Origin of the sequence: Streptomyces hazeniae, assembly GCF_031845485.1 — a bacterium.
GTDB lineage: Bacteria > Actinomycetota > Actinomycetes > Streptomycetales > Streptomycetaceae > Streptomyces > Streptomyces hazeniae.
The window spans coordinates 97,579-123,398 of record NZ_JAVREQ010000006.1; the positions used below are offsets into that span (position 1 = coordinate 97,579).

Genomic DNA, 25,820 nt, shown 5'->3' on the forward strand with positions numbered 1-25,820 from the left:
AAGAGCCCGAAGGGAGTGATGGCGCATGGTGCACGAAGGCGTACTGCTCGAGTCGCAGACCCTGCGCGCGAGCGTCGCGGAACGCACGGACGTCCTCGACAGGGTCAGGGCCCTGTCCCTGCTGCCGGACGGTCTGCACGTGACGACCCGGATGGTGGCCGACTACTTCGAGGTGGGCGAGCGCGTCGTCAACCGACTGATGCAGCGCCATCGCGAAGAGCTCACACAGAACGGCATGCGGGTACTGCGAGGCTCTGAGCTGGACGTCTTTAAGAGAGACACCCTGTCTCTCTATGAGCAGAGTCGTCCACAGCCTCGCTCCAACCTGACCCTGTACACGCGCCGGGCCGTGCTCAACGTGGCGATGCTCTTGCGAGACAGTGAAGTCGCGCGGGCGATTCGCAGGTACCTGCTCGACGCCGAGGAGGCCTCACGCGCCCCGCGGGCGGGCGAGCCTGTGGACGACTCGGTTCTCCACAGCCTCGTGACGTGGCTGGACGAGCGCATCGAGCGGACCGTCACCGACCGGCTCGCACAGCAGGACGCGCGGATGGCCCGCGTGGCGGAGGACGCGGTCCGGACGGTCATCGGCCAGACCGTCGTGCCGCTCCTCAACCACATGATCGAGGTCTGCGGCGAGAACCGGCGGGAGATCTCCGGGATGCGCGGGGAGATCACGCGCATCGACCGGGCTCTGCGGGCGCGAATGCCCGACGGCGGCATGGCGGCGATGGACGCCATGACCTGGCGGGAGTTCGAGGACCACGTCGCCGGCCTGTGCCGCCGCGACGGGTGCCCGAGCGTCGCCAACACCAGCAGCAACAGCGACCTGAGCGCCGACCTCGTCGGGCGTACGGCCGACGGCCGCACGCTCGTCGTGCAGTGCAAGCACTTCGCACCGTTCCGCCGCGTGGAGAGCGGCGAGATGCAGAAGTTCATCGGCATGGCGCGGGTGGAGTACGACGCGGACGTCGCTCTCTTCGTGACGACGGCGACCTTCACCCCTGCCGCGACGGACCTCGCCGTCCGCCACGGCGTCACCGCCGTCCACCGGCGCCTGCTGGAGCGGTGGAGCGCGGGGACACGCCTTCCGGTGCTGCGGCAGCCGTAAGGACCCGGCAGATGGGCCCGAAGCCGCAAGAAAGAGTTGCGGCTTCGGGCCCGCGCAGTCTAGTCGGCGGCGCCGGGCCGCCGCAGGGGAAACGCCATCAGGGACAGCCCCACCGGCATCGTGCCCTCCGTACGGGGCGGGCGAGCGGCGGCGTGCAGGGCGTCGGTGGCCTCGACGAGCGCCCGCCGGGCGTCCTCCCACACCTGCGGGTCCACCCACAGTTCCGCGTCCGAGGTGACGCCGTCGCCCTCCGGGTCGCGGCGGGCGATCCGCTCCCTCAGGGTGTGCGCCAACGTTTCGGCCAACAGCACCGCGCCCTCCCGCTGTGCGGACAGCGGCCGTCCCCGTACGGCGGCGTAGCGGCGCTCGCGGCCCCCGCGACGGACGCGTTCCTCCGCCATCTCCACCAGCCCCGCGTCGCGAAGCTGCCGCAGATGCTGGCTTGCCAGCGCGTGGGAGACCTCCAGTTCGCGTGCGAGTTCGGCGGCGGACAGCGGGCCGGGCCACATCAGCGTCATCATCCGCAGTCGCAGCGGATGGGCGAGCGCGCGCAGTACGGGATCGGTCTCGGTCACGTCCCCACCGTAGCCGTCGACAGACGCCACCCCCAATCATTACATTGGGAGTAGGTCGTCACCGGGACGGCCACCGCAGGAGGGCCGACCGGATGGCATGGCAGACGCTCCGCGTCCTCCGCGACCGCAACGCCGGGCTGTACCTCGGCGGCGTCCTGGTCTCCGGTTTCGGCGACTCCGCGATGGCGCTGGCCGCCGGCATCTGGGTCAAGGTGCTCACCGGCTCCGACGGCCTCGCCGCCCTGGTCACCTTCTGCTTCTGGCTGCCCGCCCTGGCCGGGCCCGCGCTGGGCGCACTCGCCGACCGCCTCCCCCGCCGCCGCCTGATGGTCGCCGTCCACCTCCTGCTGGCCGCGACGCTGCTCCTCCCCCTCCTCGTCCACGCCCCGCACGACACCTGGCTGCTGTTCGCCGTGCTGACCCTCGTCGGCACGGGAGCCGTCGTCTCCGACGCGGCCGAGGCCGCCCTCGTCCCCGCCGTCGTACCGCCGGAGCTGCGCGGCGACCTCAACGGCCTGGTACGCACCGTCACCGAGAGCGCCAAACTCCTCGCGCCCCTCGCGGGAGCGGCCCTCTTCACCGCCTTCGGCGGGCACGCCGTCGCCCTGCTGGACGCCGTCACCTTCGTACTCGCCGCAGCCGCCTTCGCCCTCATCCGGCTGCCACGACGCCACCCGCCCGCGGCCACGCCCCCGCCACCGGACGGCACCCGTACCACCGGGACCGCCGCAGGAGCCCGCTACCTGTGGGGACACCCGGCGCTGCGGCCCCTCGTCCTCACCGGCGGCACAGCGATGGCCGCCGCCGGCCTCAGCAGTGCGGCGACCTTCGCCCTCATCGACCACGCTCTGGACCGGGCCCCCGCGTTCGCAGGCGTCCTGACCGCCGTGCAGGGCGCCGGTTCCGTCGCCGTCGGCCTCTGCACCGGCGCCCTGCTGCGCCGCTTCCCCGAACGGCGCGTCGTCGTCTGCACCGTCGTGGTGTTCGCCGTCGGCCTCCTCGCCCGTGCGACGCCCTCCACTCCGGCGGTGCTGGCCGGCAGCCTCCTGATCGGCGTCGGCCTGCCCGTCCCCCTCATCGCCGCGATGACCGCCGTGCAGCGCGAGACCCCCGACCACCTCGTCGGCCGGGTCGCCGCCACCGCCCACACGCTCCTCTACGTCCCCACGGGCATCGCCCTGCTGATCGGCTCCGCGATGGTCGCCACACTCGACCACCGCGTCCAGATGGGCACCGCCGCCGCCCTCACCCTCGCCGCGGCCGCCGCGCTGTCCCGTACCCGACACGGGCCCTCGTGACGGGACTTCCCCCTCGTGCCCCTGCGCCGGCCGTCCCCACAGCCGGACGCGGGCAGATCCCCCGTCCTCGGGGGATCTGCCCGCGGTACCCGAGCCGACGGGCCGCGCTCAGGCTCCGGCGGGCACCTTGTCGAGGAAACCGCGGACGTCGAGGATGCGGCCGTCACCGTCCAGGACCAGGACGTCGAAGCCGACCACCGAGGGCTCGACGCCCTCGGGCCCCAGGCCCCAGCGGAAGCGCAACTGGCTGTGGTGGGCGTCCACGTCGCCGACGCGCGTGAACACACAGCCGGGGAACTGCTGGTGCACTCCCTCGATCAGTTCGGCGAGCGCCGCGTGGCCGGAGACCTCGGCCAGCGGATCGGTGTAGGCCACCTCGGGCGCCCAGTGCTCGTCGATGAGCTTCGCCCGGTGCTCGCCCTCGGAGTTCCACGTGGACAGGTAGGCCTCGACGACGCCGTTCGCGTTCATGGTCACTCCTCCGGCTGGTTCGCTGCGTTGACGAGTCCACAGTGGACGCCCCACGGCAGCCGCACCATGACCTGTGAGGTCATGACGAGCCTGCCGGAGCGCTCTACGCTGGCGCCATGAGCACCGCCACGGACACCCGCGAGGTCGGCCCCCTGCTGCGCGGCTGGCGGGAACGCCGCCGCCTCAGCCAACAGGAGCTGTCGAACCGCTCCTCGGTGTCGGCGCGGCACGTCAGCCGGGTGGAGACCGGCAGGGCACACCCGACGCCGGAGATGATCCTGCACCTGGCGGACTCCCTCGACGTCCCCCTGCGCGACCGGAACCGACTCCTGCTGGCGGGCGGCTACGCGCCGCAGTACCGGGACCGCGGCCTGGACGACGCCTCGGTCGCCGTCGTCATGGACGGCCTGCGCAACCTGCTGGACGCGCACCTGCCCTACCCGGCGCTGCTCCTGGACGACTACTGGGACGTCGTCGACTCCAACGCCGCCGTCGAGGCACTGCTGAAGGGGTGCGCACCGGAGCTGCTGGAACCCCCGGTCAACGTCATCAGGTTGTGCCTGCACCCGGGCGGACTGGCCCCGCGGATCGGCAACTTCGCCGAGTGGGCCTCGCACCTGCACCACCAGATCGTCCACCGCGCCGAGTGCACCCACGACCCGCGCCACCTCGCCCTGGCCGCGGAGGCCGGGGCACACCTCACGGGCACCCCCCGGACCGCGCCGACCGGCAGCCCGGTCCTCGCCCTCGAACTCACCACGGAGGACGGCGGCCGGCTCCGCTTCTTCAGCACCTCGGCGCAGCTCACCACCCCCACCGACGCCACCCTGGAGGGCCTCCACATGGAGACCTTCCTCCCGGCCGACGAACCCACCCGGCAACGCTTCACCTGAGCGCGCTGGTCGCCCTGGGCTCCGTCAACGACCGGTGATGGCCGACGGCTTGGTCCGCAACGGTTTCGATGCCCGCCAGGAGCAGGTCCCGCAGCGCCCACCCACGGGCCCGCAGCCACGCTGTTCCGCCGACGGTGAAGACCGGCCCGACCGGGCTCGACGGTCACTACTGTCCCGTTTCATGACGACTGTTACCACGCGGACGGTCGAGTACCCGGCCGACGGCTTGACGATGATCGGGCACCTCGCGCTCCCGGCCGGTGCCGGCCGCCGACCCGCGGTGCTGATCGGGCCCGAGGGGCCGGGGCTGAACGACTTCCAGCGCCGACGTGCCGACGCCCTGGCCGAACTGGGGTATGTGGCGCTGGCCTTCGACATCCACGGCGGACGCTGGTTCACCGACCCCGAGGAGATGCTGGCGCGCTGCATGCCGCTGCTCGCCGACCCCGACCGGATGCGGAACATCGGCCATGCGGCGCTCGAAGTGCTGCGTGCCGAACCGCGGACCGACCCCGGCCGGATCGCCGCCATCGGCTACGGCACCGGGGGCGCGATCGTGCTGGAACTCGGGCGCGACGGCGTCGACCTGCGGGCGATCGGGACGGTCAACGCACTGACCACCGGTCGGCCGGGCGGGGCGGCGCGCATCCGTTGCCCGGTGTGGGCCGGGGTCGGATCGGAGGACCCGATCATGCCCCCTGAGCAACGGGACGCCTTCGCCGCCGAGATGCAGGCCGCGGGCGTCGACTGGCGCCTCGTGGTCTACGGAGGCGCCCTGCACGCCTTCCACCACCCCACGGTCGACCAGACCGTGCTCCCCGGCGTCGGCCACCACCCGCAGCACGCCCAGCGGGCCTGGCGCGACATCGTCGGCCTGCTCGCCGAGTGCCTGCCCGTAGCGGAGTGAGCCGGAGCCGCAGGACTGCCCTCGTCAGGTCACGACGGGGCAGAAGCCGACAACGGGATCGGCGAACCTGCCGCAGGTCTCACATGCCGCCGGCCATGTCGACGAAGCGGGAGTAGTGGCCCTGGAAGGCCACGGTGATGGTCGCGGTCGGGCCGTTGCGGTGCTTGGCGACGATGAGATCGGCCTCGCCGGCGCGGGGGGACTCCTTCTCGTAGGCGTCCTCGCGGTGCAGCAGGATCACCATGTCGGCGTCCTGCTCGATGCTTCCCGACTCACGCAGGTCGGAGACCATCGGCTTCTTGTCCGTGCGCTGTTCGGGGCCACGGTTCAGCTGGGACAGCGCGATGACGGGCACCTCCAGTTCCTTGGCGAGGAGCTTGAGGTTCCGGGACATCTCCGAGACCTCCTGCTGGCGGCTCTCGGGGCGCCGGGAACCGCCGGTCTGCATCAGCTGGAGGTAGTCGATGACGATCAGCTGGAGGTCGTTGCGCTGCTTCAGGCGGCGGCACTTGGCCCGGATCTCCATCATCGACAGGTTCGGCGAGTCGTCGATGTACAGCGGCGCGTCCGTCACCGACGGCATCTGGCGGGCCAGGCGGGTCCAGTCCTCGTCCGTCATCGACCCGGACCGCATGTGGTGCAGCGCCACCCGCGCCTCGGCGGACAGCAGGCGCATCGCGATCTCGTTCCGGCCCATCTCGAGCGAGAAGATCACGCTCGGCAGGTTGTTCTTGATGGAGCACGCCCGGGCGAAGTCCAGGGCGAGGGTGGACTTACCCATGGCGGGGCGTGCCGCGATGACGATCATCTGGCCGGGGTGGAGGCCGTTGGTGAGGGAGTCGAGGTCGGTGAAGCCGGTGGGGACGCCCGTCATCTGCCCGCTGCGGGAGCCGATGGCCTCGATCTCGTCGAGGGCGCCTTCCATGATGTCGGCCAGCGGCAGGTAGTCCTCGCTGGTGCGTTCCTCGGTGACGGCGTAGATCTCGGCCTGGGCGGAGTTGACGATCTCGTCGACGTCGCCGTCGGCCGCGTAGCCCATCTGGGTGATGCGGGTGCCGGCCTCGACGAGGCGGCGCAGCACGGCCCGTTCGTGGACGATCTCGGCGTAGTACTCGGCGTTCGCGGCGGTGGGGACGGACTGCACGAGGGAGTGCAGGTAGCCGGGTCCGCCGACGCGGCCGATCTCGCCGCGCTTGGTGAGTTCGGCGGCGACGGTGATGGGGTCGGCGGGCTCGCCCTTGGCGTAGAGGTCGAGGATCGCCTGGTAGACCGTCTCGTGCGCGGGGCGGTAGAAGTCGTGGCCCTTGAGGACCTCGACGACGTCCGCGATGGCGTCCTTGGAGAGCAGCATGCCGCCCAGGACGGACTGCTCGGCCTCCAGGTCCTGCGGGGGCACCCGCTCGAAGGGGGTGCCGGACCAGACGCCGCCGTCGGAGCCGCGGTCGTGCTGTTCCGCTCCGGGACCGCCGGAGCCCCCGGAGCCGTTGCGGCCCGCACGTCCGCGGCGCTGCTGGGAGACGGACGGCAGCCGGTCGCCGGGGGCGGAGTCCGCGGCCCAGGGATCCTCGACGTGTTCCGGCTGCTGGGTCACGCCGCACCTCCTCCCGTCCGCCCGTCGCCTCCGGTCCGGACCTCACCGCAGTGCCCCCTCTTCCTACGGCACGGCTCTGACAATTTCGCGGCGCCGGCCCGTCGTGTCGGCGCCCCGAGGACGCGGTGAAGAAGAGGGGAACGGAAGGCAGGCGCCGGACTACGTTAGGCGGGTCACGGTGGCCTCCTCCACTCTGTTATCCACAGGCTCTGTGGACAGCACGGAGGTTCCTGTGGAGAAGTCGGCCGAAGCTGTGCACGGAACGGTGGACAGGGCTGTGGAGTAGTCGGCCGGACCCCTCCTGCACGCCTTCTGACCTGCACGAACGACATCCACTGCCTGTGCGCGGAAAAAACCTGCCGCCGGGTCGCGAGATCACGACGAACGGCGCAGCGGACGTCACCCTTCGCAGTCGTCGGTAAGAGATGAAAGCACCTTGCAGCTATTACCTGTGGATGCTTGAATCGAACCCATGACCAGCCCCGCCCGCGGCTCCGCCGGCATGCGCCGCCACGACCGCGAGATCCTCGCGCTCGCCCTCCCCGCCTTCGGAGCACTCGTCGCGGAGCCGCTGTTCCTTCTGGTCGACAGCGCGATCGTGGGCCACCTCGGGACCCCGCAACTCGCCGGGCTCGGCGTCGCCGCGACGCTGCTGCAGACCGCGGTGCACGTCTTCGTGTTCCTGGCCTACGCCACGACCGCCGCGGTCGCCCGCCGGGTCGGCGCGGGCGACCTGCCGGCCGCGATCCGGCAGGGCATGGACGGCGTGTGGCTGTCCCTGCTGCTCAGCGCCCTGCTGGTGGCCGCGGTGCTGCCCGGCGCCCCGGCGCTGGTGGAGCTGTTCGGCGCCTCTCCGACGGCAGCGCCGTACGCCACCACCTACCTGCGCGTCAGCGCGCTCGGCATCCCCGCGATGCTGGTGGTCCTGGCCGCGACCGGTGTCCTGCGCGGCCTCCAGGACACCCGGACCCCGCTGTACGTGGCGATCGGCGGTTTCTCAGCGAACGCACTGCTCAATCTGCTGCTGGTGTACGGGTTCGGCTGGGGCATCGCCGGTTCGGCGTGGGGCACGGTCCTGGCCCAGTGGGGCATGGCCGCCGTCTACCTGGCCGTGGTGGTGCGGGGGGCGCGACGGTACGGGGCGTCGCTGCGGCCGAACCTGGCCGGCATCCGGGCCTGCGCCCAGGCCGGGACGCCGCTGCTGATCCGCACGCTGTCACTGCGCGCCATCCTGGTGCTGGCCACGGCGGTGGCCGCCCGCCTGGGGAACGCCGAGGTGGCGGCGCACCAGATCACGCTGACCATCTGGTCGCTGATGGCCTTCGCCCTGGACGCGATCGCCATCGCGGGGCAGGCGATCATCGGCCGGTACCTGGGCGCGGGGGACGAGGCGGGCGCCAGGGCCGCGTGCCGGCGGATGGTGCAGTGGGGCGTCGTGTCCGGCCTGGTGCTGGGCACGGCCGTGGTGCTGGCGCGTCCGCTGCTGATGCCGCTCTTCTCCTCCGACCCCGACGTGCACGCCCGGCTGGCCGCCGCGCTGCTGGTGGTGGCGGTGACCCAGCCGATCGCGGGCGTGGTGTTCGTCCTGGACGGCGTGCTGATGGGCGCGGGCGACGGCCCGTACCTTGCGGGGGCGATGCTGGCGACGCTCGCGGTGTACGCGCCGGTGGTCCTGCTGGTACCGACGCTCGGCGGCGGTCTGACGGCGCTGTGGTGGACGATCGCCGGTCTGATGATGGGCATGCGCCTGGCCACGTTGTGGGCGCGGGCGCGCTCCGGGCGCTGGGTCGTCACGGGGGCGGTGCGCGCGTAGCGCGGGGGGCTCCCCGCACGGGCGGCGCCGGCCGCCGTGTACCGGTCGGCCGATCGGTCGGAGCGCCGCGTGCCGGCGCGCCGCGTGCCGGCGCGCCGTGGGCCGGTGGGCCGTGGGCCGGTGGGCCGTGCCGGAGCATGCGCAAGGGCCGCACCCCGCATCGCGGGGTGCGGCCCTTGATCGTCGGCTACCGCGAGTGCAGCGGTCAGGCCGGCTGGACCTCGATGTCGAAGGAGGCGAGGACCTCCGGGTGCAGGCGCACGGACACCTTGTGGGTGCCGAGCGTCTTCACCGGGGCGCCCAGCTCGACGCGCCGCTTATCGACGTCCGGGCCGCCCGCGGTCTTCACCGCCGTGGCGATGTCGGCCGGGGTGACGGAGCCGAAGAGGCGGCCGCCGTCGCCGGCGCGGACCTTCATGCGGACCTTCACGCCCTCGATCTGGGCCTTCACGTCGTTGGCCTGCTCGATCGTGGCGATCTCGCGGATCTTGCGGCCGCGGCGGATCTGCTCGACGTCCTTCTCGCCGCCCTTGGTCCAGCGGATGGCGAAGCCACGCGGGACCAGGTAGTTGCGGGCGTAGCCGTCCCGCACCTCGACGACCTCGCCGGCGGTGCCGAGGCCGGAGACCTCGTTGGTAAGGATGATCTTCATGTCGTGGTCACCCTTTCCTTAGCGAGCGGTCGAGGTGTAGGGGAGCAGCGCCATCTCACGGCTGTTCTTCACGGCCGTGGCGACGTCACGCTGGTGCTGGGTGCAGTTGCCGGTGACCCGGCGGGCACGGATCTTGCCGCGGTCGGAGATGAACTTCCGCAGCAGGTTCGTGTCCTTGTAGTCGACGTACTTGATCTTTTCCTTGCAGAAGACGCAAACCTTCTTCTTCGGCTTGCGAGCAGGCGGCTTCGCCATGGTCTCTCTCCAGTGAGTTCAAGAAGTGTGCAGCGTGAGCTGCGCCTTCCTCGGGCCCCGCAGGGCCGTCAGAAGGGCGGCTCGTCCGAGTAGCCGCCGCCGCTGGGGCCGCCGCCCCAGCCACCGCCACCGCCCTGCTGGCCGCCGCCGGCCGGTGCGCCGGTCGCCCACGGGTCGCCCGCGGGTCCGCCGCCGCCCTGCTGGCCGCCGCCACCGGGGCCGCCCTGGCCGCCGCCCCAGCCACCGCCACCCTGGCCACCGCGCCCGGTGGTCTTGGTGATCTTCGCGGTGGCGTTGCGCAGACTGGCGCCGACCTCGTCGACGTCCAGGTCGATGACCGTGCGCTTGATGCCCTCGCGGTCCTCGTAGGACCGCTGCTTCAGCCGGCCCGTCACGACGACGCGGGTGCCCTTGGTGAGGGACTCGGCGACGTTCTCCGCCGCCTGCCGCCAGACCGAGCAGGTGAGGAACAGGCTGTCGCCGTCCTTCCACTCGTTGGTCTGCCGGTCGAAGGTGCGGGGAGTGGACGCGACGCGGAACTTCGCGACCGCCGCACCGGAGGGGGTGAAGCGCAGCTCGGGGTCGTCGACGAGATTGCCGACGACCGTGATGACGGTCTCGCCTGCCATGGGTGAACCTCTCGGCGGTGCTGCTGGCTGCTTGGTGCTACTCGTTCGGCCCCCGTGCGGGGACCGGCGGGTCAGTGGGTCTCGGGACGCAGGACCTTGGTCCGGAGCACGGACTCGTTCAGGTTCATCTGACGGTCGAGCTCCTTGACGAGCGCGGGCTCGGCCTGCAGGTCGATGACCGAGTAGATGCCCTCGGGCTTCTTGTTGATCTCGTAGGAGAGACGACGACGGCCCCAGGTGTCGACCTTCTCGACCTTGCCCTTGCCCTCGCGGACAACGGAAAGGAAGTTCTCGATCAGCGGGGAGACAGAACGCTCATCGAGATCGGGGTCGAGGATGACCATCACCTCGTAGTGACGCATGTGTGAACCCACCTCCTCTGGACTCGGCGGCCACGGTCGTTCCGTGGCAGGAGGTTCGTATGCGTTTCCGCACCGTGGTCCCGTGGGACGCGCCTTCGCGGGGCCTCTCCGGCGTGGGCCGGCGGACGTCGGGTGCAGACCGTACAGAGTACCCGCACTGCGGCGTCCGGTTGAAATCCGGCCACGTATCGCCGCAAGCTGTACACCACGGGTGTGACCGGCGTCATACTGCGTGGCCCCGGAGGGCGGCGCGGTGCGGGCCCGGGGAGCCGCCGCGGGCGGTCCCTTCGGGCCGGGCGCCGGCTCGCGTCCGGGATGGCCCGGAGTTTCCGGGTGTCCGGTGTTTCCCGGCGACGGAGGTGCCCCATGGCACAGGCAGCACGGACGCAGCAGGCTTCGCACGGTCACGGCCTCCTCGGCCTCCTCAACACCGACGGCAGGACGCATCCCGTCGAGAACACCCTCGCCGCGGCGGCGCTGGTGCTCGGCGCGGTGGCGCTGCTGACCGGCCTGCTCACCCAGTTCGAGGTGGCGGACCTGCACCTGGTCGCCTCGTGGGTGGGGATCGTGGGCGTGGTCGCGGCGGGCTGGGGACAGTACGTCTCGGCGACGCTGGGGGAGCGTTTCCTCCTGATCATCGGCCTGGGTGCTTCGGCGTTCGGTCTGCTGCTGGGCTTCGCGTACGGCGGCCCGTTCGGCGGCGTGCTGGGCTGACGCCTGCCGCGCCGGGTCGGTGCGGGACGTCGTGGGCGGTGCGGGACGTCGTGGGCGGTGCGGGACGTTTCGGGGCGTGAGCGTGGCGTGCGCCTGGTACGGCGCGGGGCACCGCGCAGTAGGCTTCCGGCGAGCCTCCGCCGCAGTAGGGCCGGGGGTGTTTCCACGTTGTGCCTACAGGAGCGTCCCCCATGAGCCTGACCCTGAGGACCATCAGCCGAGAGCAGCACCTGGCGTACGTGCAGAGTCTGCCCTCGGCGAGTCACATGCAGGTGCCGGCCTGGGCCGAGGTGAAGAACGAGTGGCGCTCGGAGAACCTGGGCTGGTTCGACCGCGACGGGCAGCTCGTCGGGGCCGGGCTGGTGCTGTACCGGCAGCTCCCGAAGGTGAAGCGCTACCTCGCCTACCTGCCCGAGGGCCCGGTCATCAACTGGTACGCGACGAACCTGGAGGACTGGCTCAGGCCGATGCTGGCGCATCTGAAGCAGGCCGGCGCCTTCTCCGTGAAGATGGGTCCGCCCGTGGTGATCCGGCGCTGGGACGCCCCCGCGATCAAGAAGGGCATCCAGGACCCGGACGTGAAGCGGCTCCGCGACGTCGAGGCCACGCACATCGAACCGCGTGCCTTCGAGGTCGCGGACCGGCTGCGCCGGATGGGCTGGCAGCAGGGCGAGGACGGGGGCGCCGGCTTCGGCGACGTCCAGCCCCGGTACGTCTTCCAGGTGCCGCTGGAGGGGCGGACGCTGGAGGAGGTGCACAGGGGCTTCAACCAGCTCTGGCGACGCAACATCAAGAAGGCGGACAAGGCCGGCGTCGAGGTGGTGCAGGGCGGATACGACGACCTGGCCGAGTGGCAGCGGCTGTACGAGGTCACCGCGGAGCGGGACCGGTTCCGGCCGCGACCGCTGGCGTACTTCCAGCGCATGTGGAAGGTCCTGAACGGCGAGGACCCGAACCGGATGCGGCTGTACTTCGCCACGCACGAGGGGGAGGCCGTGGCGGCGGCGACGATGCTCGTCGTGGGCGGCCACGTCTGGTACTCGTACGGTGCGTCCGCGAACCACAAGCGGGAGGTGCGCCCGTCCAACGCGATGCAGTGGCGCATGCTGCAGGACGCGTACGCACTCGGGGCGAGCGTGTACGACCTGCGCGGCATCGGCGACGTGCTCGACGAGTCGGACCACCTTTTCGGGCTGGTTCAGTTCAAGGTGGGCACGGGCGGGCAGGCTGCCGAGTACCTGGGCGAGTGGGACTTCCCGCTCAACAAGCTGCTGCACAAGGCGCTGGACATCTACATGTCCCGGCGCTGACGCCCCGACGACCGACCCCCGAGCCGTCGCTCCGGCCCCCTGGCCGCCCCGACGGCCGCCTGACGACCTGACGAGAAGAAAGGCCCCGCACCAGCCATGGCGCTCACCCTCTACGTCGACACCGAACGCTGGCGGGCGCACCAGCAGTCGGTGCTCCAGCAGTTCCCCGGGATCGTCCCGGTCTGCAAGGGCAACGGCTACGGCTTCGGACACGAGCGGCTCGCCGAGGAGGCCACCCGCTTCGGCTCGGACGTCCTCGCGGTCGGCACCACCTACGAGGCCGCCCGCACGAAGGACTTCTTCAGCGGCGACCTGCTCGTCCTCACCCCCTACCGGCGGAACGAGGAGCCGGTGCCGCTGCCCGACCGGGTGATCCGGTCGGTGTCCTCGGTGGAGGGGGTCGGGCTGATGCGCGGGGCGCGCGTCGTCATCGAGGTCATGAGCAGCATGAAGCGGCACGGCGTCACGCCGGAGGACCTGGGCAAGCTGCACGCCGCCATAGACGAGGTGCGGCTGGAGGGCTTCGCGATCCACCTGCCGCTGGACCGTACCGACGGGTCGGACGCGGTGGACGAGGTCATCGGCTGGATGGACCGGCTGCGTGCGGCGCGGCTGCCGCTGCACACCATGTTCGTCTCCCACCTGCACGCGGAGGAGTTCGCGCGCCTCCAGCAGCAGTTCCCGCAGACCCGGTTCCGGGCGCGGATCGGCACGAGGCTGTGGCTGGGCGACCACGCGGCGACGGAGTACCGGGGAGCGGTGCTGGACGTGACGCCGGTGGCGAAGGGCGACCGGTTCGGCTATCGGCAGCAGCGGGCCGCGGGCGACGGCTGGCTCGCGGTGGTGGCCGGCGGTACGTCGCACGGCGTCGGCCTGGAGTCCCCGAAGGCGCTCCAGGGCATGACGTCGAGGGCCAAGGGGGTCGCGCGGGCCGGGCTGGCCACGGTCAACCGCAACCTGTCGCCGTTCCTGTGGGGCGGCAAGCAGCGGTGGTTCGCGGAGCCTCCGCACATGCAGGTGTCGATCCTGTTCGTGCCGGACGACGCGCCCGAGCCCAAGGTGGGCGAGGAGCTGGTGGCGCAGTTGCGGCACACGACGACGGCGGTGGACCGGACGGTGGACCGCTGACGCGGGACGGGTCGTCCGGCATCCGGCCTCCGACGAACGACGAACGCCGCGAGGGGCCGGTGCCTGTGGCACCGGCCCCTCGCGGCGTGGGCTGTCAGCGGGTCAGCGCTCGACCTCGCCGCGGATGAACTTCTCGACGTTCTCGCGGGCCTCGTCGTCGAAGTACTGCACCGGCGGGGACTTCATAAAGTAGGAGGACGCGGAGAGGATCGGGCCGCCGATGCCCCGGTCCTTGGCGATCTTCGCGGCGCGCAGAGCGTCGATGATCACACCGGCGGAGTTCGGGGAGTCCCAGACCTCCAGCTTGTACTCCAGGTTGAGCGGCACGTCGCCGAAGGCGCGGCCCTCGAGCCGGACGTACGCCCACTTGCGGTCGTCGAGCCAGGCGACGTAGTCGGACGGACCGATGTGGACGTTGTTCTCGCCCAGCTCGCGGTCGCGGATCTGGGAGGTGACGGCCTGGGTCTTGGAGATCTTCTTGGACTCCAGGCGCTCACGCTCGAGCATGTTCTTGAAGTCCATGTTGCCGCCGACGTTGAGCTGCATCGTGCGGTCCAGGATGACGCCGCGGTCCTCGAAGAGCTTGGCCATCACCCGGTGCGTGATGGTGGCGCCCACCTGGGACTTGATGTCGTCGCCGACGATCGGGACGCCCGCCTCGGTGAACCTGTCGGCCCACTCCTTGGTGCCGGCGATGAAGACCGGCAGCGCGTTGACGAAGGCGACCCCGGCGTCGAGGGCGACCTGGGCGTAGTACTCGACGGCGGACTGGGAGCCGACCGGCAGGTAGCAGATCAGCACGTCGGCGCGGGTGTCCTTGAGGGCCTTGACGACGTCGACCGGGGTCTCGTCGGACTCCTCGATGGTCTCCCGGTAGTAGCGGCCCAGACCGTCGTGCGTCTCCGCGCGCTGAACGGCGACGCCGGTGGAGGGCACGTCGCAGATCTTGATGGTGTTGTTCTCGCTGGCGCCGATGGCGTCGGCGAGGTCGAGGCCGACCTTCTTCGCGTCGACGTCGAAAGCCGCCACGAACTCGATGTCGGAGACGTGGTAGTCCCCGAACTGGACGTGCATCAGGCCGGGGACCTTGCTGTCCCGGTCGGCGTCCTTGTAGTACTCGACGCCCTGCACCAGCGAGGCGGCGCAGTTGCCGACGCCGGCGATGGCTACGCGAACCGAACCCATTCCGGTTGCTCCTTGTTCGAATCTCGTCTCGGGTCGTGCAGGGTGCACGGCCCTCAATCGGTGTCCTCGGACGGATCCGGCGGGGTTCCACCCCGGTGCCGGGGCAGACCGCCCTTGTCCTGCGTGCTGCGCTCCTCCGGTGCCGTTTCGCGCCGGGAGGTGCGCCCGGTCCGCTCGCTCTCGATGAGCTCGTTGAGCCAGCGGACCTCGCGCTCCACGGACTCGAGTCCGTGTCGCTGAAGTTCGAGGGTGTAGTCGTCCAGGCGCTCGCGGGTGCGGGCGAGCGAGGCGCGCATGCGGTCCAGCCGCTCCTCGAGACGGCTGCGTCGGCCTTCCAGGACGCGCATCCGCACGTCGCGGGAGGTCTGGCCGAAGAAGGCGAAGCGGATGCCGAAGTGCTCGTCCTCCCAGGCGTCGGGGCCGGTCTGGGCGAGCAGGTCCTCGAAGTGCTCCTTCCCCTCGGCCGTCAGCCGGTAGACGATCTTGCCCCGTCTGCCGGTGAGGGGCGCCGAGAGGGGGTCCTCCGGCGGCGTCCCCGGCTCCTCTGTCAACCAGCCCTGCTGGACCAGCGTCTTCAGGCACGGGTACAGCGAGCCGTAGCTGAAGGCGCGGAACAGACCGAGCGAGGTGTTGAGCCGCTTGCGCAGCTCGTATCCGTGCATCGGGGACTCGCGGAGCAGACCGAGGACGGCGAACTCGAGGATGCCGGAGCGTCTGCTCATGGCCCGCCGTCACCTCCTCCCGGCGTTCGCCGGACGATGTAGCACCGTGATGTATCGAGTCGATACATCACGACGATAGAACGACCGGGGTACCTTCGGCAAGGGCGGGACGGGGGATGCGTGCGTGACGGGACGCACATCACGTATTCACAGCAGGCGAGTTGCACTGGATGGGGTGAATGTCGACAGAAGGGGGTTTTGGGGCTGCGTAGTCTGTCCGCGTGCAGACCAGACCGGGAACCGAGAGCCCCCGCCGGGCGTCCTCGTCCTGGGTGCAGTGCGGCCCCGCGCCGGATCGATCCGGTTCCACGGCCGCACTGATGGGGGGACCAACGTGAACTGCCGCCTTCAGGCGCGAGTGTCGCCTGCCCGAGGAGTAGCTGTTTCCCATGAGCGAGCACCGTCGTAAGCCGCCGCAGGGGCGCGGTCGACGCGCGCAGCAGCCGCCCCAGGCCCCGCAGGGCCGGCGCGCCGCACCACCGAACCAGGCGACCTCGCGCGCCTACGGAGCGGGCCCGGACCGCATGACCCCCGGGCCCCCCGGCGGGTACGCCGGACACCGGAGCGGAGGCGGCGACGAAACCCTCGTGGGCGCCCCCCGCCCGGGCGGCCGGGCCGAGGCCCGCCGCGCGGCGCAGCGCGGCGGCAGACGACGCGCCGCGAGCGCCGGCGCCGCCGCGGGAGCGGCGGTCGGCGGGCGCGCAGCGGCCCGCCAGCGGGCGCGCACGATGCAGCACGAGGGCACGAAGCGCTTCATCGACTACCCGCGCTCCGGCAAGTACGGCTGGCGCCGCTGGACGCCCTCCTGGAAGCAGTGGCTGGGCACCTTCGTCGGCTTCTGCGCGCTGATGCTGGGGCTGGCCGGCGTCGCCTACGCGATGGTCGAGGTGCCGGACGTGAAGAACGTCGACGCCACCTCCGAGTCCAACGTGTACTACTGGTCCGACGGCTCCCGCATGGTGGACCACGGCACGGGCAAGAACCGGCAGGTCATCACCTTCGAAGAGATCCCGGAGACGATGAAGGACGCCGTCATCTCCGCGGAGAACGAGACGTTCTACGAGGACTCGGGCATCTCCCCCGGGGGCATCGCACGCGCCGCCTTCCGGATGGCGACGGGTGGGCAGACCCAGTCCGGTTCCACCATCACCCAGCAGTACGTGAAGAACACCTACCTGAACCAGGATCAGACGCTCACCCGCAAGGCGAAGGAGCTGCTGATCTCCATCAAGGTGGACGCCCAGATGGAGAAGCAGGACATCCTCGCCGGCTACCTGAACACCGCCTACTACGGCCGCGGCGCCTACGGCATCCAGGCCGCGTCCCAGGCCTACTACGGCAAGAACGCCGAAGAGCTGGACCGCAGCGAGGCCGCCTTCATGGCGTCCCTGCTGAACGGCCCCAACCTGCACGACCCCGCCGGAGGCGAGGCGCAGGCCGTCAGCCCCGCACAGGCCCCGGAGAAGAACCGGGCCCGCGCCGAGAAGCGCTGGAGCTGGATCCTCAAGCGGCAGGTCGAGACGGGCGAGATCCCGGCGTCGGAGCGGCAGGAACTGCTCGCGAAGAAGTTCCCGGACCCCAAGGAGCCGGAGCGGGCGTCCTCCCTGGAGGGACAGATCGGCTACCTGGTCGAGCTGGCCAACAACGACGTCCTCAACGACCCGGACTCGACGCTCACCAAGAAGCAACTGGACGACGGCGGCTACCAGATCTACACCACCTTCGACAAGAAGAAGGTGCAGGCTCTGGAGAAGACCGTCCAGAAGGTGCGGAAGGACAACCTCAAGCCGGACAAGCGCGAGGAGGACAAGTTCGTCCAGTTCGGCGGCGCCTCCGTGCGGCCGGAGGACGGCGCCATCATGGCGGTCTACGGCGGCACCTCGGCCACCGAGCACTTCCGCAGCAACGCCGGCAGGACGGGAGCCGGCGTGGGCTCCACGTTCAAGCCGTACGTGATGGCCGCCGCGCTGGAGAACGGCATCCGCGACCCGGATCTCGGCGAGGACCAGGGCCCCGAGGACCGGATCGAGGTCTCCCCGAAGACGGTCTACGACGGCGACAGCAAGATCAAACTGCTGGACTACGCCGGCGAGACGTGGCTCAACGGCGACGGTGAACCGCAGTACACACCGAACGAGGGCGACACCGACTACGAGGAGATCACCCTGCGCGAGGCGATGAAGGTCTCCGCCAACACGCCCTTCATCCAGCTCGCCATGGACGTGGGGCTGGAGGAGGTCAAGGAGGCGGCCCTCGACGCCGGAGTCAGCGAGCGCGGGCTGATGGAGAACCCCACACCGGCGTTCGCCCTCGGCATCTCCAGCCCGACCGCCGTCGAGATGGCGAACGGCTACGCCACCTTCGCAAACAGCGGTCTGCAGAACGACACGTACGCGGTGAAGGAGGTCAAGGACGGCTCCAAGCGGGTGTACCAGCACAACCCGGGCCAGAAGCGGGCCTTCGACCCGAGCACCGCGGACACCGTCACGGACATGCTGGTGGACGTCGTGAAAGACGGCACGGGCACGGCGGTCATGGACTACATGGGCAGGCGTCCGGTCGCGGGCAAGACCGGTACCACGGACGGCAACAAGCAGGCGTGGTTCACGGGCTACACCCCGCAGCTGTCCACCTCGATCGGCATGTGGCGGTCCGACCCGGCGAACCCGAAGTTCCTGGAGATGTACGGCACGGCCGGGAAGCCGACCATTCATGGTGCCTCGTTCCCGGCGGAGATCTGGGGCAGCTACATGGGCAAGGCCCTGGAGGGCAAGGAGCAGCTGCCGTTCCCCGAGGCTCCCCCGATCACGGCCGAGGAGTACTGCGCACACGGCGCCTGCCCGACCGAGTCGCCGGAGCCGAGCCCGTCGCCCTCGGAGTCGAACCCGACGCCGTCGCCGTCGGTGCCCACCACCCCGTCTCCCAGCGTCACCCCCTCGCCGACCGGGTCGTGCGACAAGTGGTGGGGCTGTGACGACGAGGGCACCACGACCGGTCCCGGCGGCGGCCAGGACGGCGGCGCCAACCAGGGCACGAACGGCGGCGCCGATCAGGGCACGACCGAAGGAACGGACCAGGGGACCACCGGCGGAGACGACGGAGGCATCTTCGGCGGCCCGGACAACGACACGCGGGGCCGCATCCAGGAGGAGTAGCCGCTGCGTCGAGCACCTGGAAGCCCCGGCCGGGATCGTCCCGGCCGGGGCTTCCCGCATTCCGGTGTAGGCCCATGGGGCAGGATGTGCGCATGACGACCGTGCACACCGAGCAGCAGCCCGAGCGGGCGGACGACGACCCCCGAGAGCCGGTGCGCCCCACCGAGCAGGACGAGGTGGCCGCCGCCGGCAGCGAGCTGTTCGGCGGCCCGGTCGGACGCCGCGCCCTGACGGGCCGGGGATGGTGGTCTCCGGTGCGGGTGATCGCGCTGGTGATGATCGGGCTGTTCGCGCTCGGCATGGTGCAGAAGCTGCCGTGCTACAACGGCGGCTGGTTCTACGGGCAGACGACGCAATACGTGCACGCCTGCTACTCCGACATCCCGCACCTGTACAACGGGCGCGGCTTCGCCGACGGCCTCACGCCGTACTTCGACCGCATCCCCGCGGAGACCTCCGGCGGCATGGAGTACCTGGAGTATCCGGTGCTCACCGGCGTCTTCATGAAGGTCGCCGCCTGGATGACACCGGGAGGCGGCGACATCGTCGAGCGTGAGCAGATCTACTGGCTGGTCAACGCCGGGATGCTGATGGTGTGCGCGGTGGTGATCGCGGTGAGTGTCGCATGGACGCACCGGCGCCGCCCTTGGGACGCCCTCCTGGTGGCGCTCGCCCCGGCGTTCGCGCTGAACGCGACGATCAACTGGGATCTGCTCGCCGTGTCGCTGACCGCCGTCGGCATGCTGCTGTGGGCGCGCGGCCGTCCGCTCGGCGCGGGCGTGCTGCTCGGGCTGGCCACGGCGGCGAAGCTGTATCCGGTCCTCCTGCTGGGACCGCTGCTGGTGCTGTGCTGGCGTGCCGGGCGGTGGCGGGCGTTCGGCGCCGCGCTGGGCGGGGCCGCGTTGTCGTGGGCGGCGGTGAACCTGCCGGTGATGCTCGGCGCACCGCAGGGCTGGTCGAAGTTCTACACCTTCAGCCAGGAGCGCCCTGTGGACTTCGGCTCGTTCTGGCTGATCATCTCCCAGCGCACCGGCATCGCTCTGGACGGCGAGAGCGTGAACACCTGGGCGATCCTGCTGGTACTGGCCGGGTGCGCCGGGATCGCCGCACTGACCTTCTTCGCGCCTCGCCGGCCGCGGTTCGCCCAGCTCGCCTTCCTCGTGCTCGCTCTCTTCGTACTCACCAACAAGGTCTACTCGCCCCAGTACGTGCTGTGGCTGATCCCGCTGGCCGCACTGGCCCGTCCCCGCTGGCGGGACTTCCTGATCTGGCAGTCCTGTGAGGTCGTCTACTTCCTGGGCATCTGGATGTACCTGGCCTGGACCGGCAGCGGGGACGCCCACCAGGGCCTGCCGACCGAGGGCTACCAACTGGCCATTGCCGCACACCTGATCGGCACCCTGTACCTGTGTGCGATGGTCGTGCGGGACGTGCTCCGCCCCGAACACGATCCGGTGCGCCGGGACGGCTCGGACGACCCGTCGGGCGGTCCTCTGGACCACGCCCCGGACCGTTTCGTCCTGGGGCGGCGGGCCCGGTCCGCCCGGACCCCCGCACCGTTCGAGAACTCCCTGGTTCGCTGGGGGACTCGCCAGGCGGGCTGAAACGACAGGCAGGGTGCGCGATGTTTCACGTGAAACGTGTGTGAGGCTGAGCGCATGTCACTGGTCAGTGATCTCCGCACCCTGCTGAGATTCCCGGGCTTCCGTCGTCTCCTCAGCGTGCGACTGCTGTCCCAACTCGCCGACGGAGTCTTCCAGGTGGCCCTGGCCACACACGTGGTCTTCTCGCCGCAGAGCGAGACCTCGGCGGCAGCAGTCGCCTCGGCGATGGCGGTGCTGCTGCTCCCGTACTCGGTACTCGGACCGTTCGCCGGCGTCCTCCTGGACCGCTGGCGACGGCGGCAGGTGCTGCTCTTCGGCAACCTGCTCCGCGCCCTGATGGCCTCGGCGACGGCCGCACTGCTCATCGTCCAGGTGCCGCAGTGGCTGTTCTACCTCGCCGCGCTGTCGGTGACCGCGGTGAACCGCTTCATCCTGGCAGGACTCTCGGCGGCCCTGCCCCGGGTGGTGGACGAGGACCGGCTGGTGATCGGCAACTCGGTCTCTCCCACCGCGGGCACCGTCGCCGCCACGGCCGGCGGCGCAGTGGCGTTCCTGGTGCGCCTCGTCGTTCCCAGCGGCCCTGCCGCGGACGCGGTGGTGATGCTGTTCGGCTCGGCGGTGTACCTGCTCGCCGGACTGGCCGCGCTCCGTATGGGCCGGGACCTCCTCGGCCCCGACCCCCACCAGGTCCAGCCGCGGATCACCGCCGCCGTGGTCGGGACAGCCCGGGGACTGGTGGCCGGGCTGCGGCACCTGTCGCAGCGTCGTACGGCGGCGCGGGCACTCACGGCGATGACGCTGATGCGCTTCTGCTACGGCGCCCTGACCGTGATGGTGCTGATGCTCGCCCGTCACACCTGGGGGGACGGCGCGGGCGAGGGGGAGCAGGGTCTGCGCTGGCTCGGTATTGCCGTGGTGGTATCGGGCGTCGGCTTTCTGGCGGCTGCCGTGCTCACCCCCGTGGTCGTCGGACGCCTCACGGAGATGAGCTGGATGGCCGTGTGCGCCGCGGCGGCCGCGGTGCTGGAGCCCGCTCTGGCGTTGACTTTCGCCGCGGGGCCGATGCTGGTGGCCGCCTTCGTCCTGGGGCTGGTGACCCAGAGTTCGAAGATCGCCACCGACACCGTGGTGCAGTCCTCGGTGGACGACGCCTACCGCGGCAGGGTCTTCTCCCTCTACGACATGCTCTTCAACGTCGCCTTCGTCGGCGCTGCGGGCGTCGCCGCGCTGATACTTCCCCGAGACGGCCGCTCGGAGCTCTTGGTGGTCACGGTCGCCGTGATCTACGCCCTGGTGGCGCTCGGGCTCACGGCGCAGCGTCGACGTTTCACGTGAAACACGGGTGCCCGCGGGGCGCTCCGGGGCCGCTCAGCTCTGAGCGGCCCACCATTCCTTGAGGGCCGCGACCGCCGCGTCGTATCCCATGGGCCCGTGCTCCAGCCGCAGCTCCAGCAGATGCCGGTAGGCACGGCCGACTTCGGGGCCGGGTTTCATGCCGAGGATCTCCATGATCTGGTTGCCGTCCAGGTCCGGACGGATCGACTCCAGCTCCTCCTGCTCCTGCAGCAGGGCGATCCGCTCCTCCAGCCCGTCGTACGCCCGGGAGAGAGCGTTCGCCTTGCGCTTGTTGCGCGTGGTGCAGTCCGAGCGTGTCAGTTTGTGCAGCCGCTGCAGCAGCGGTCCGGCGTCCCGGACGTAACGACGCACCGCGGAGTCGGTCCACTCACCCGTCCCGTAACCGTGGAAGCGCAGGTGCAGCTCCACCAGGCGGGACACGTCCCTCACCAGATCCCCGGAGTACTTCAGCGCCGTCATGCGCTTCTTCGTCATCTTGGCGCCCACCACCTCGTGGTGGTGGAACGAGACCCGGCCGTCCTTCTCGAAGCGCCGCGTGCGCGGCTTCCCGATGTCGTGCAGCAGCGCCGCGAGCCGCAGGGTGAGGTCCGGACCGTCCTCCTCCAGGTCGATGGCCTGCTCGAGGACGGTGAGCGAGTGCTCGTAGACGTCCTTGTGCCGATGGTGCTCGTCCCGCTCCAGGCGCATGGCGGGAATCTCCGGAATCACCCGGTCCGCGAGCCCGGTGGCGACCAGGAGGCGCAACCCCTTGCGCGGTTCGGGGGAGAGCACCAGCTTGTTGAACTCCTCACGGACGCGTTCGGCGGAGACGATCTCGATGCGGTCGGCCATCGCCGTCATGGCCTCTACCACCTCCTCCGCCACCGTGAAGTCGAGCTGCGCCGCGAAGCGCACCGCCCGCATCATCCGCAGGGGGTCGTCGGAGAACGACTCCTGCGGAGTGCCGGGAGTCCGCAGCACCCGGTGCGCGAGGTCCTCCAGACCACCGTGGGGATCGATGAAGGTCTTGCCCGGCAGCGCCACCGCCATGGCGTTGACGGTGAAGTCGCGGCGGACCAGGTCTTCCTCGATCGAGTCGCCGTACGAGACCTCGGGTTTCCGCGAGGTGCGGTCGTAGGCCTCGGAGCGGTAGGTGGTGATCTCGATCTGATAGCCCGCCTTCTTGGCTCCGACCGTGCCGAAGGCGATGCCGACGTCCCACAGGGCATCCGCCCAGGGCCGCACCAGGGCCAGCACCTCTTCCGGGCGGGCGTCCGTGGTGAAGTCCAGGTCGTTCCCCAGCCTGCCCAGCAGCGCGTCGCGCACAGACCCGCCCACCAGCGCCAGGCGGTGGCCTGCCTGCTCGAAGCGGCGAGCGAGATCGTCGGCGACGGGGGAGACCCGTAGCAGCTCGCTCACGGCACGGCGCTGCACCTCGCTCAGCTCCTGCGTGGCGGGCGACGGGGACTGCGACATCGGCGGCACCTGCTGGCTGTTGTGGTCGGAGTTCGGCACGACAGAACAGAGTACGTGGCCCCTTGCCTGCGAGGAGAGGAGCACCCTGGCGCCCGGATCGCCCAAAGATCGTTCGAGGGCCCGAGCCGCGGCACTTCGGAGCCTCGGACGTCGTTACCATCAGAGGTTCAGGGCGACCACAGACCCCACGACAGACCCACGACGGATCGACGGGACGGACAAGCGCGTGGCCGAGGCGGCTGAGAAGCAGCACACCCAGACCGCTCCCACCACCCGCCGGCTACGGCGCGCAGCGGTGGCGGTACTCACCGCCGCTCCCCTGCTCGGCGGCCTTCTCCCGGCAGCCGCTGCGGCCCCGCAGCCGGCCACCGCACCCGTCACCGCCCCCGGGGACGCCACCCGTGCGCCCGCAGCGCCGCAGGACGGGGGAGCGGTCGAGGTCGAGCTCACCGAGCTCACTCCTGCCGTCCCCGACGAGGACGACACCCTCACGATCTCCGGCACCGTCACGAACAACGGCAGGTCACGGATCACCGAGGGCGTGGTCGACCTCCGCGTCGGCGCGACCCTGGACAGCCGCAGCGCCATGAATCAGGCCGCCGAACGTACCGGCTTCACCCCTGGCGTCGACCCGGCCGCGCTCGACGACCACGCGGCGAAAGTCCCGGAGCTCGCCCCCGGCGTGACCCGGCCGTTCACGCTCGAGGTCCCGGTCGAGGACCTCGGACTGGAGAGCAGCGGCATCCACGAGCTCGGCGTCTCCTACTCGGGCCACACCCCGTCCCAGCCCTTCGAGCAGATCCTCGGCATCCAGCGGACGTTCCTGCCGTGGCAGACCTCGGAGATGGACAAGCGCACCCGGTTCACCTACCTGTGGCCGCTGATCTCCTCCTCGCACCTGACCGCCCGTACGGAGGCGGACGAGCAGCAGACACCGATCTTCCGCAGCGACGACCTTGAGGAGGCCATCGCCCCCGGCGGGCGCCTCCAGCAGATGGTGCAGCTCGGCAAGGACCTGCCCGTCACCTGGGTCGTCGACCCGGATCTGCTGGCCAGCGTGCACGCCATGACACAGCCCTACGAGGTGCGCACCGAGGAGGGGGAGACCAAACCCGGCAAGGCCCAGGCGACCGCCCGCCAGTGGCTCTCGGACCTGACGAAGGCCGTGGAGGAGGACGAGGTGGTCGCCCTCCCCTTCGCCGACCCCGACGTGGCGTCCCTCGCCCACCGCGGGCAGGCCGTACCCGATGCCCTCAGCAGGCTCCGTTCGGCCACCACTCTGGCGCAGAAGACCGTCGGAAACATCCTCTACACCGACTTCTCCACGGACTTCGCCTGGCCCGTCGAGGGAGCCGTGGACACCTCGGTGGTGGACGTCGCCACCTCGGCCGGCGCGGACCACGTCATCGCGAGCAGCGAAAGCTTCAGCGACACGCGGAACCTGCCCTACACCCCGGCCGCGGCGCGGCCCATCGGCGGCGGCACCACAGCCGTCGTCGCCGACCAGGGCCTCTCCGAAGCCTTCGAGGGCGATCTCACCCATGCCGGCGCCTCCACCCTGGCCGTGCAGAAGTTCGTCGCCCACACCCTGGCGATCGGCATGCAGGTGCCCGGCAAACAGCGCAGCGTCCTCGTCGCCCCACAGCGCCGGCCCACCGTGTCGCAGGCCCGGGCCATGGCCGAGGCGATCGAGGCCCTCGACACCCACGACCGGTGGGCACAGCCCGCGGACCTCACCGAGACCGCGAACGCCCGGCCCGACCCGTCCGCCGACCGCAGCGTCCCGCGCCCCGGCGGCTACCCGGACCGGCTCCGGGAGAACGAGCTGCCCACGGAGGCGTTCCGCCAGATCCACGCCACCCAGGGCACCCTGGAGGACTTCCTCGAGATCCTCGCCGAACCGGACCGGCTCAGGGCACCGGTCGGCACCGCCACGGACCGTGCGCTGTCCACCTCCTGGCGCGGTCACCCCGGAGCGGCACGCGACTACCGGGAGTCGGTGCAGGACTACCTGGTCGGCCTGACCCGGCAGATCGAGCTCATCGACAAGTCCGACCTCACGCTCTCCGGCCGCAGCGCCACCCTCCCGGTCACCGTGCAGAACAACCTGGCGCAGAAGGTCGACGGTCTCACGCTGCACCTCACCTCCAGCCGCAGCATCGGCCTGCGGATCGAGGACCGGATGCAGCCAGTGGTGGTCGACGGCGGCCACAGCCAGTCGATCAAGTTCGACACCACCGCGAAGGCCAACGGCCGCACCACCGTCACCGCTCAGCTCTTCACCAAGGACGGCAAGCCGTGGGGCGATCCCGTGTCGTTCCAGGTGAAGGTCACCTCGATCACCTCTACGGTGCTCCTGGTGATCGCGGCCGGCGTCGGGCTGGTCGTCCTGGCGGGCATCCGGATGTACACCCAGCGCAAGCGGCGCGGACCGGCCGCCGACCCCGACGCCCCGCTGCCGGAACCGTCCGGCGACGACGAGCCGTCCCACTCTCACGAGAACCCCGAAACCCACGGGACGCAGGTCCCGGACGACGCGGAGCAGGCGGGTGAGCGGGAACAGGACACCCGGAAAACCGACGCCGAGAACGGTGGCCGGACGGGCACGGGTGAGAAAGTGGACCGTTGACCGAG

22 protein-coding genes are annotated in these 25,820 nt (G+C 70.9%); 12 read left to right on the forward strand and 10 right to left on the reverse strand.

The window, feature by feature from the left end:
- Positions 1-25 precede the first annotated feature (25 nt).
- Positions 26-1,111: a restriction endonuclease gene (locus RM572_RS09140; RefSeq protein WP_311672765.1), complete on the forward strand. Its 1,086-nt coding sequence runs from the start codon at positions 26-28 to the stop codon at positions 1,109-1,111.
- Positions 1,112-1,170: 59 nt separating this feature from the next.
- Here the strand turns inward: RM572_RS09140 and RM572_RS09145 are convergent, their stop codons facing one another.
- Positions 1,171-1,686 carry an ArsR/SmtB family transcription factor gene (locus RM572_RS09145; RefSeq protein ID WP_311672766.1) on the reverse strand — a complete coding sequence of 172 codons (516 nt, stop codon included), beginning with the start codon at positions 1,684-1,686 and terminating at the stop codon, positions 1,171-1,173.
- Between the two features lie 92 nt (positions 1,687-1,778).
- Here RM572_RS09145 and RM572_RS09150 point away from each other — a divergent pair, with 92 nt between their 5' ends.
- Positions 1,779-2,984: an MFS transporter gene (locus RM572_RS09150; protein WP_311672767.1), complete on the forward strand. Its 1,206-nt coding sequence runs from the start codon at positions 1,779-1,781 to the stop codon at positions 2,982-2,984.
- Between the two features lie 108 nt (positions 2,985-3,092).
- Here RM572_RS09150 and RM572_RS09155 read toward each other — a convergent pair whose 3' ends face one another.
- Positions 3,093-3,455 (reverse strand): nuclear transport factor 2 family protein, encoded by a 363-nt coding sequence (locus RM572_RS09155; protein WP_311672768.1) that lies wholly within the window; start codon positions 3,453-3,455, stop codon positions 3,093-3,095.
- 116 nt (positions 3,456-3,571) lie between these two features.
- Here RM572_RS09155 and RM572_RS09160 point away from each other — a divergent pair, with 116 nt between their 5' ends.
- A complete protein-coding gene (locus tag RM572_RS09160; RefSeq protein ID WP_311672769.1) occupies positions 3,572-4,348 on the forward strand; it encodes a helix-turn-helix domain-containing protein in 777 nt (258 codons plus the stop codon).
- A 181-nt stretch (positions 4,349-4,529) separates the two neighbouring features.
- Complete coding sequence (locus tag RM572_RS09165) at positions 4,530-5,255, forward strand: dienelactone hydrolase family protein (protein ID WP_311672770.1); 726 nt, start codon at positions 4,530-4,532, stop codon at positions 5,253-5,255.
- 79 nt (positions 5,256-5,334) lie between these two features.
- On the opposite strand, the gene dnaB is transcribed toward RM572_RS09165, so the two are convergent.
- Entirely contained in the window at positions 5,335-6,846 is a 1,512-nt protein-coding gene (gene dnaB, locus RM572_RS09170; RefSeq protein WP_027765516.1) for a replicative DNA helicase, read from the reverse strand.
- A gap of 472 nt (positions 6,847-7,318) precedes the next feature.
- On the opposite strand from dnaB, the gene RM572_RS09175 reads away from it, so the two are divergent.
- Positions 7,319-8,659, forward strand: a complete 1,341-nt coding sequence (locus RM572_RS09175) for an MATE family efflux transporter (protein ID WP_311672771.1) — start codon at positions 7,319-7,321, stop codon at positions 8,657-8,659.
- Positions 8,660-8,864: 205 nt separating this feature from the next.
- Here RM572_RS09175 and rplI read toward each other — a convergent pair whose 3' ends face one another.
- From rplI to rpsF, 4 genes are all read right to left on the reverse strand, one after another.
- On the reverse strand, positions 8,865-9,311 hold the full coding sequence (rplI, locus tag RM572_RS09180; RefSeq protein ID WP_027765514.1) for a 50S ribosomal protein L9: 447 nt from the start codon (positions 9,309-9,311) through the stop codon (positions 8,865-8,867).
- 18 nt (positions 9,312-9,329) lie between these two features.
- Positions 9,330-9,566 (reverse strand): 30S ribosomal protein S18, encoded by a 237-nt coding sequence (gene rpsR, locus RM572_RS09185; RefSeq protein WP_027765513.1) that lies wholly within the window; start codon positions 9,564-9,566, stop codon positions 9,330-9,332.
- 68 nt (positions 9,567-9,634) lie between these two features.
- Positions 9,635-10,195, reverse strand: a complete 561-nt coding sequence (locus RM572_RS09190) for a single-stranded DNA-binding protein (protein ID WP_027765512.1) — start codon at positions 10,193-10,195, stop codon at positions 9,635-9,637.
- A 71-nt stretch (positions 10,196-10,266) separates the two neighbouring features.
- Positions 10,267-10,557, reverse strand: coding sequence for a 30S ribosomal protein S6 (gene rpsF / locus RM572_RS09195; protein ID WP_027765511.1), 291 nt, complete (start codon positions 10,555-10,557; stop codon positions 10,267-10,269).
- A 366-nt stretch (positions 10,558-10,923) separates the two neighbouring features.
- Between rpsF and RM572_RS09200 the strand changes: the two genes are divergently transcribed.
- The 3 genes from RM572_RS09200 to RM572_RS09210 all read left to right on the forward strand — a co-directional run bounded on the left by RM572_RS09200 (position 10,924) and on the right by RM572_RS09210 (position 13,709).
- Positions 10,924-11,271, forward strand: coding sequence for a hypothetical protein (locus RM572_RS09200; RefSeq protein WP_136183278.1), 348 nt, complete (start codon positions 10,924-10,926; stop codon positions 11,269-11,271).
- Positions 11,272-11,462: 191 nt separating this feature from the next.
- Positions 11,463-12,581 carry a lipid II:glycine glycyltransferase FemX gene (locus tag RM572_RS09205; protein ID WP_311672772.1) on the forward strand — a complete coding sequence of 373 codons (1,119 nt, stop codon included), beginning with the start codon at positions 11,463-11,465 and terminating at the stop codon, positions 12,579-12,581.
- 96 nt (positions 12,582-12,677) lie between these two features.
- Entirely contained in the window at positions 12,678-13,709 is a 1,032-nt protein-coding gene (locus RM572_RS09210; RefSeq protein ID WP_311672773.1) for an alanine racemase, read from the forward strand.
- 102 nt (positions 13,710-13,811) lie between these two features.
- On the opposite strand, the gene RM572_RS09215 is transcribed toward RM572_RS09210, so the two are convergent.
- Entirely contained in the window at positions 13,812-14,894 is a 1,083-nt protein-coding gene (locus RM572_RS09215) for an inositol-3-phosphate synthase (protein WP_027765507.1), read from the reverse strand.
- Positions 14,895-14,947: 53 nt separating this feature from the next.
- A complete protein-coding gene (locus tag RM572_RS09220; RefSeq protein WP_311672774.1) occupies positions 14,948-15,616 on the reverse strand; it encodes a PadR family transcriptional regulator in 669 nt (222 codons plus the stop codon).
- Positions 15,617-16,005: 389 nt separating this feature from the next.
- On the opposite strand from RM572_RS09220, the gene RM572_RS09225 reads away from it, so the two are divergent.
- The 3 genes from RM572_RS09225 to RM572_RS09235 all read left to right on the forward strand — a co-directional run bounded on the left by RM572_RS09225 (position 16,006) and on the right by RM572_RS09235 (position 21,710).
- Positions 16,006-18,771 (forward strand): transglycosylase domain-containing protein, encoded by a 2,766-nt coding sequence (locus RM572_RS09225; protein WP_311672775.1) that lies wholly within the window; start codon positions 16,006-16,008, stop codon positions 18,769-18,771.
- A 92-nt stretch (positions 18,772-18,863) separates the two neighbouring features.
- Positions 18,864-20,375 (forward strand): glycosyltransferase family 87 protein, encoded by a 1,512-nt coding sequence (locus RM572_RS09230; RefSeq protein ID WP_311672776.1) that lies wholly within the window; start codon positions 18,864-18,866, stop codon positions 20,373-20,375.
- Positions 20,376-20,429: 54 nt separating this feature from the next.
- The gene (locus RM572_RS09235; protein WP_311672777.1) at positions 20,430-21,710 is read left to right on the forward strand and encodes an MFS transporter; all 1,281 of its coding nucleotides are present in this window, start codon (positions 20,430-20,432) and stop codon (positions 21,708-21,710) included.
- 33 nt (positions 21,711-21,743) lie between these two features.
- On the opposite strand, the gene RM572_RS09240 is transcribed toward RM572_RS09235, so the two are convergent.
- Positions 21,744-23,186, reverse strand: coding sequence for a CCA tRNA nucleotidyltransferase (locus tag RM572_RS09240; protein ID WP_311672873.1), 1,443 nt, complete (start codon positions 23,184-23,186; stop codon positions 21,744-21,746).
- 226 nt (positions 23,187-23,412) lie between these two features.
- Here RM572_RS09240 and RM572_RS09245 point away from each other — a divergent pair, with 226 nt between their 5' ends.
- The gene (locus RM572_RS09245; RefSeq protein ID WP_311672779.1) at positions 23,413-25,815 is read left to right on the forward strand and encodes a DUF6049 family protein; all 2,403 of its coding nucleotides are present in this window, start codon (positions 23,413-23,415) and stop codon (positions 25,813-25,815) included.
- The last annotated feature ends 5 nt before the right edge of the window (positions 25,816-25,820 follow it).

Excerpts from the sequence above, each read along its gene's own strand:
- RM572_RS09140 (WP_311672765.1), top strand. The coding sequence starts at position 26 with ATGGTGCACGAAGGCGTACTGCTCGAGTCGCAGACCCTGCGCGCGAGC.
- RM572_RS09150 (WP_311672767.1), top strand. The coding sequence starts at position 1,779 with ATGGCATGGCAGACGCTCCGCGTCCTCCGCGACCGCAACGCCGGGCTG.
- RM572_RS09155 (WP_311672768.1), bottom strand. The coding sequence starts at position 3,455 with ATGAACGCGAACGGCGTCGTCGAGGCCTACCTGTCCACGTGGAACTCC.
- RM572_RS09160 (WP_311672769.1), top strand. The coding sequence starts at position 3,572 with ATGAGCACCGCCACGGACACCCGCGAGGTCGGCCCCCTGCTGCGCGGC.
- RM572_RS09165 (WP_311672770.1), top strand. The coding sequence starts at position 4,530 with ATGACGACTGTTACCACGCGGACGGTCGAGTACCCGGCCGACGGCTTG.
- RM572_RS09175 (WP_311672771.1), top strand. The coding sequence starts at position 7,319 with ATGACCAGCCCCGCCCGCGGCTCCGCCGGCATGCGCCGCCACGACCGC.
- rplI (WP_027765514.1), bottom strand. The coding sequence starts at position 9,311 with ATGAAGATCATCCTTACCAACGAGGTCTCCGGCCTCGGCACCGCCGGC.
- rpsR (WP_027765513.1), bottom strand. The coding sequence starts at position 9,566 with ATGGCGAAGCCGCCTGCTCGCAAGCCGAAGAAGAAGGTTTGCGTCTTC.
- RM572_RS09190 (WP_027765512.1), bottom strand. The coding sequence starts at position 10,195 with ATGGCAGGCGAGACCGTCATCACGGTCGTCGGCAATCTCGTCGACGAC.
- rpsF (WP_027765511.1), bottom strand. The coding sequence starts at position 10,557 with ATGCGTCACTACGAGGTGATGGTCATCCTCGACCCCGATCTCGATGAG.
- RM572_RS09200 (WP_136183278.1), top strand. The coding sequence starts at position 10,924 with ATGGCACAGGCAGCACGGACGCAGCAGGCTTCGCACGGTCACGGCCTC.
- RM572_RS09205 (WP_311672772.1), top strand. The coding sequence starts at position 11,463 with ATGAGCCTGACCCTGAGGACCATCAGCCGAGAGCAGCACCTGGCGTAC.
- RM572_RS09210 (WP_311672773.1), top strand. The coding sequence starts at position 12,678 with ATGGCGCTCACCCTCTACGTCGACACCGAACGCTGGCGGGCGCACCAG.
- RM572_RS09215 (WP_027765507.1), bottom strand. The coding sequence starts at position 14,894 with ATGGGTTCGGTTCGCGTAGCCATCGCCGGCGTCGGCAACTGCGCCGCC.
- RM572_RS09220 (WP_311672774.1), bottom strand. The coding sequence starts at position 15,616 with ATGAGCAGACGCTCCGGCATCCTCGAGTTCGCCGTCCTCGGTCTGCTC.
- RM572_RS09225 (WP_311672775.1), top strand. The coding sequence starts at position 16,006 with ATGAGCGAGCACCGTCGTAAGCCGCCGCAGGGGCGCGGTCGACGCGCG.
- RM572_RS09230 (WP_311672776.1), top strand. The coding sequence starts at position 18,864 with ATGACGACCGTGCACACCGAGCAGCAGCCCGAGCGGGCGGACGACGAC.
- RM572_RS09235 (WP_311672777.1), top strand. The coding sequence starts at position 20,430 with ATGTCACTGGTCAGTGATCTCCGCACCCTGCTGAGATTCCCGGGCTTC.
- RM572_RS09240 (WP_311672873.1), bottom strand. The coding sequence starts at position 23,186 with ATGTCGCAGTCCCCGTCGCCCGCCACGCAGGAGCTGAGCGAGGTGCAG.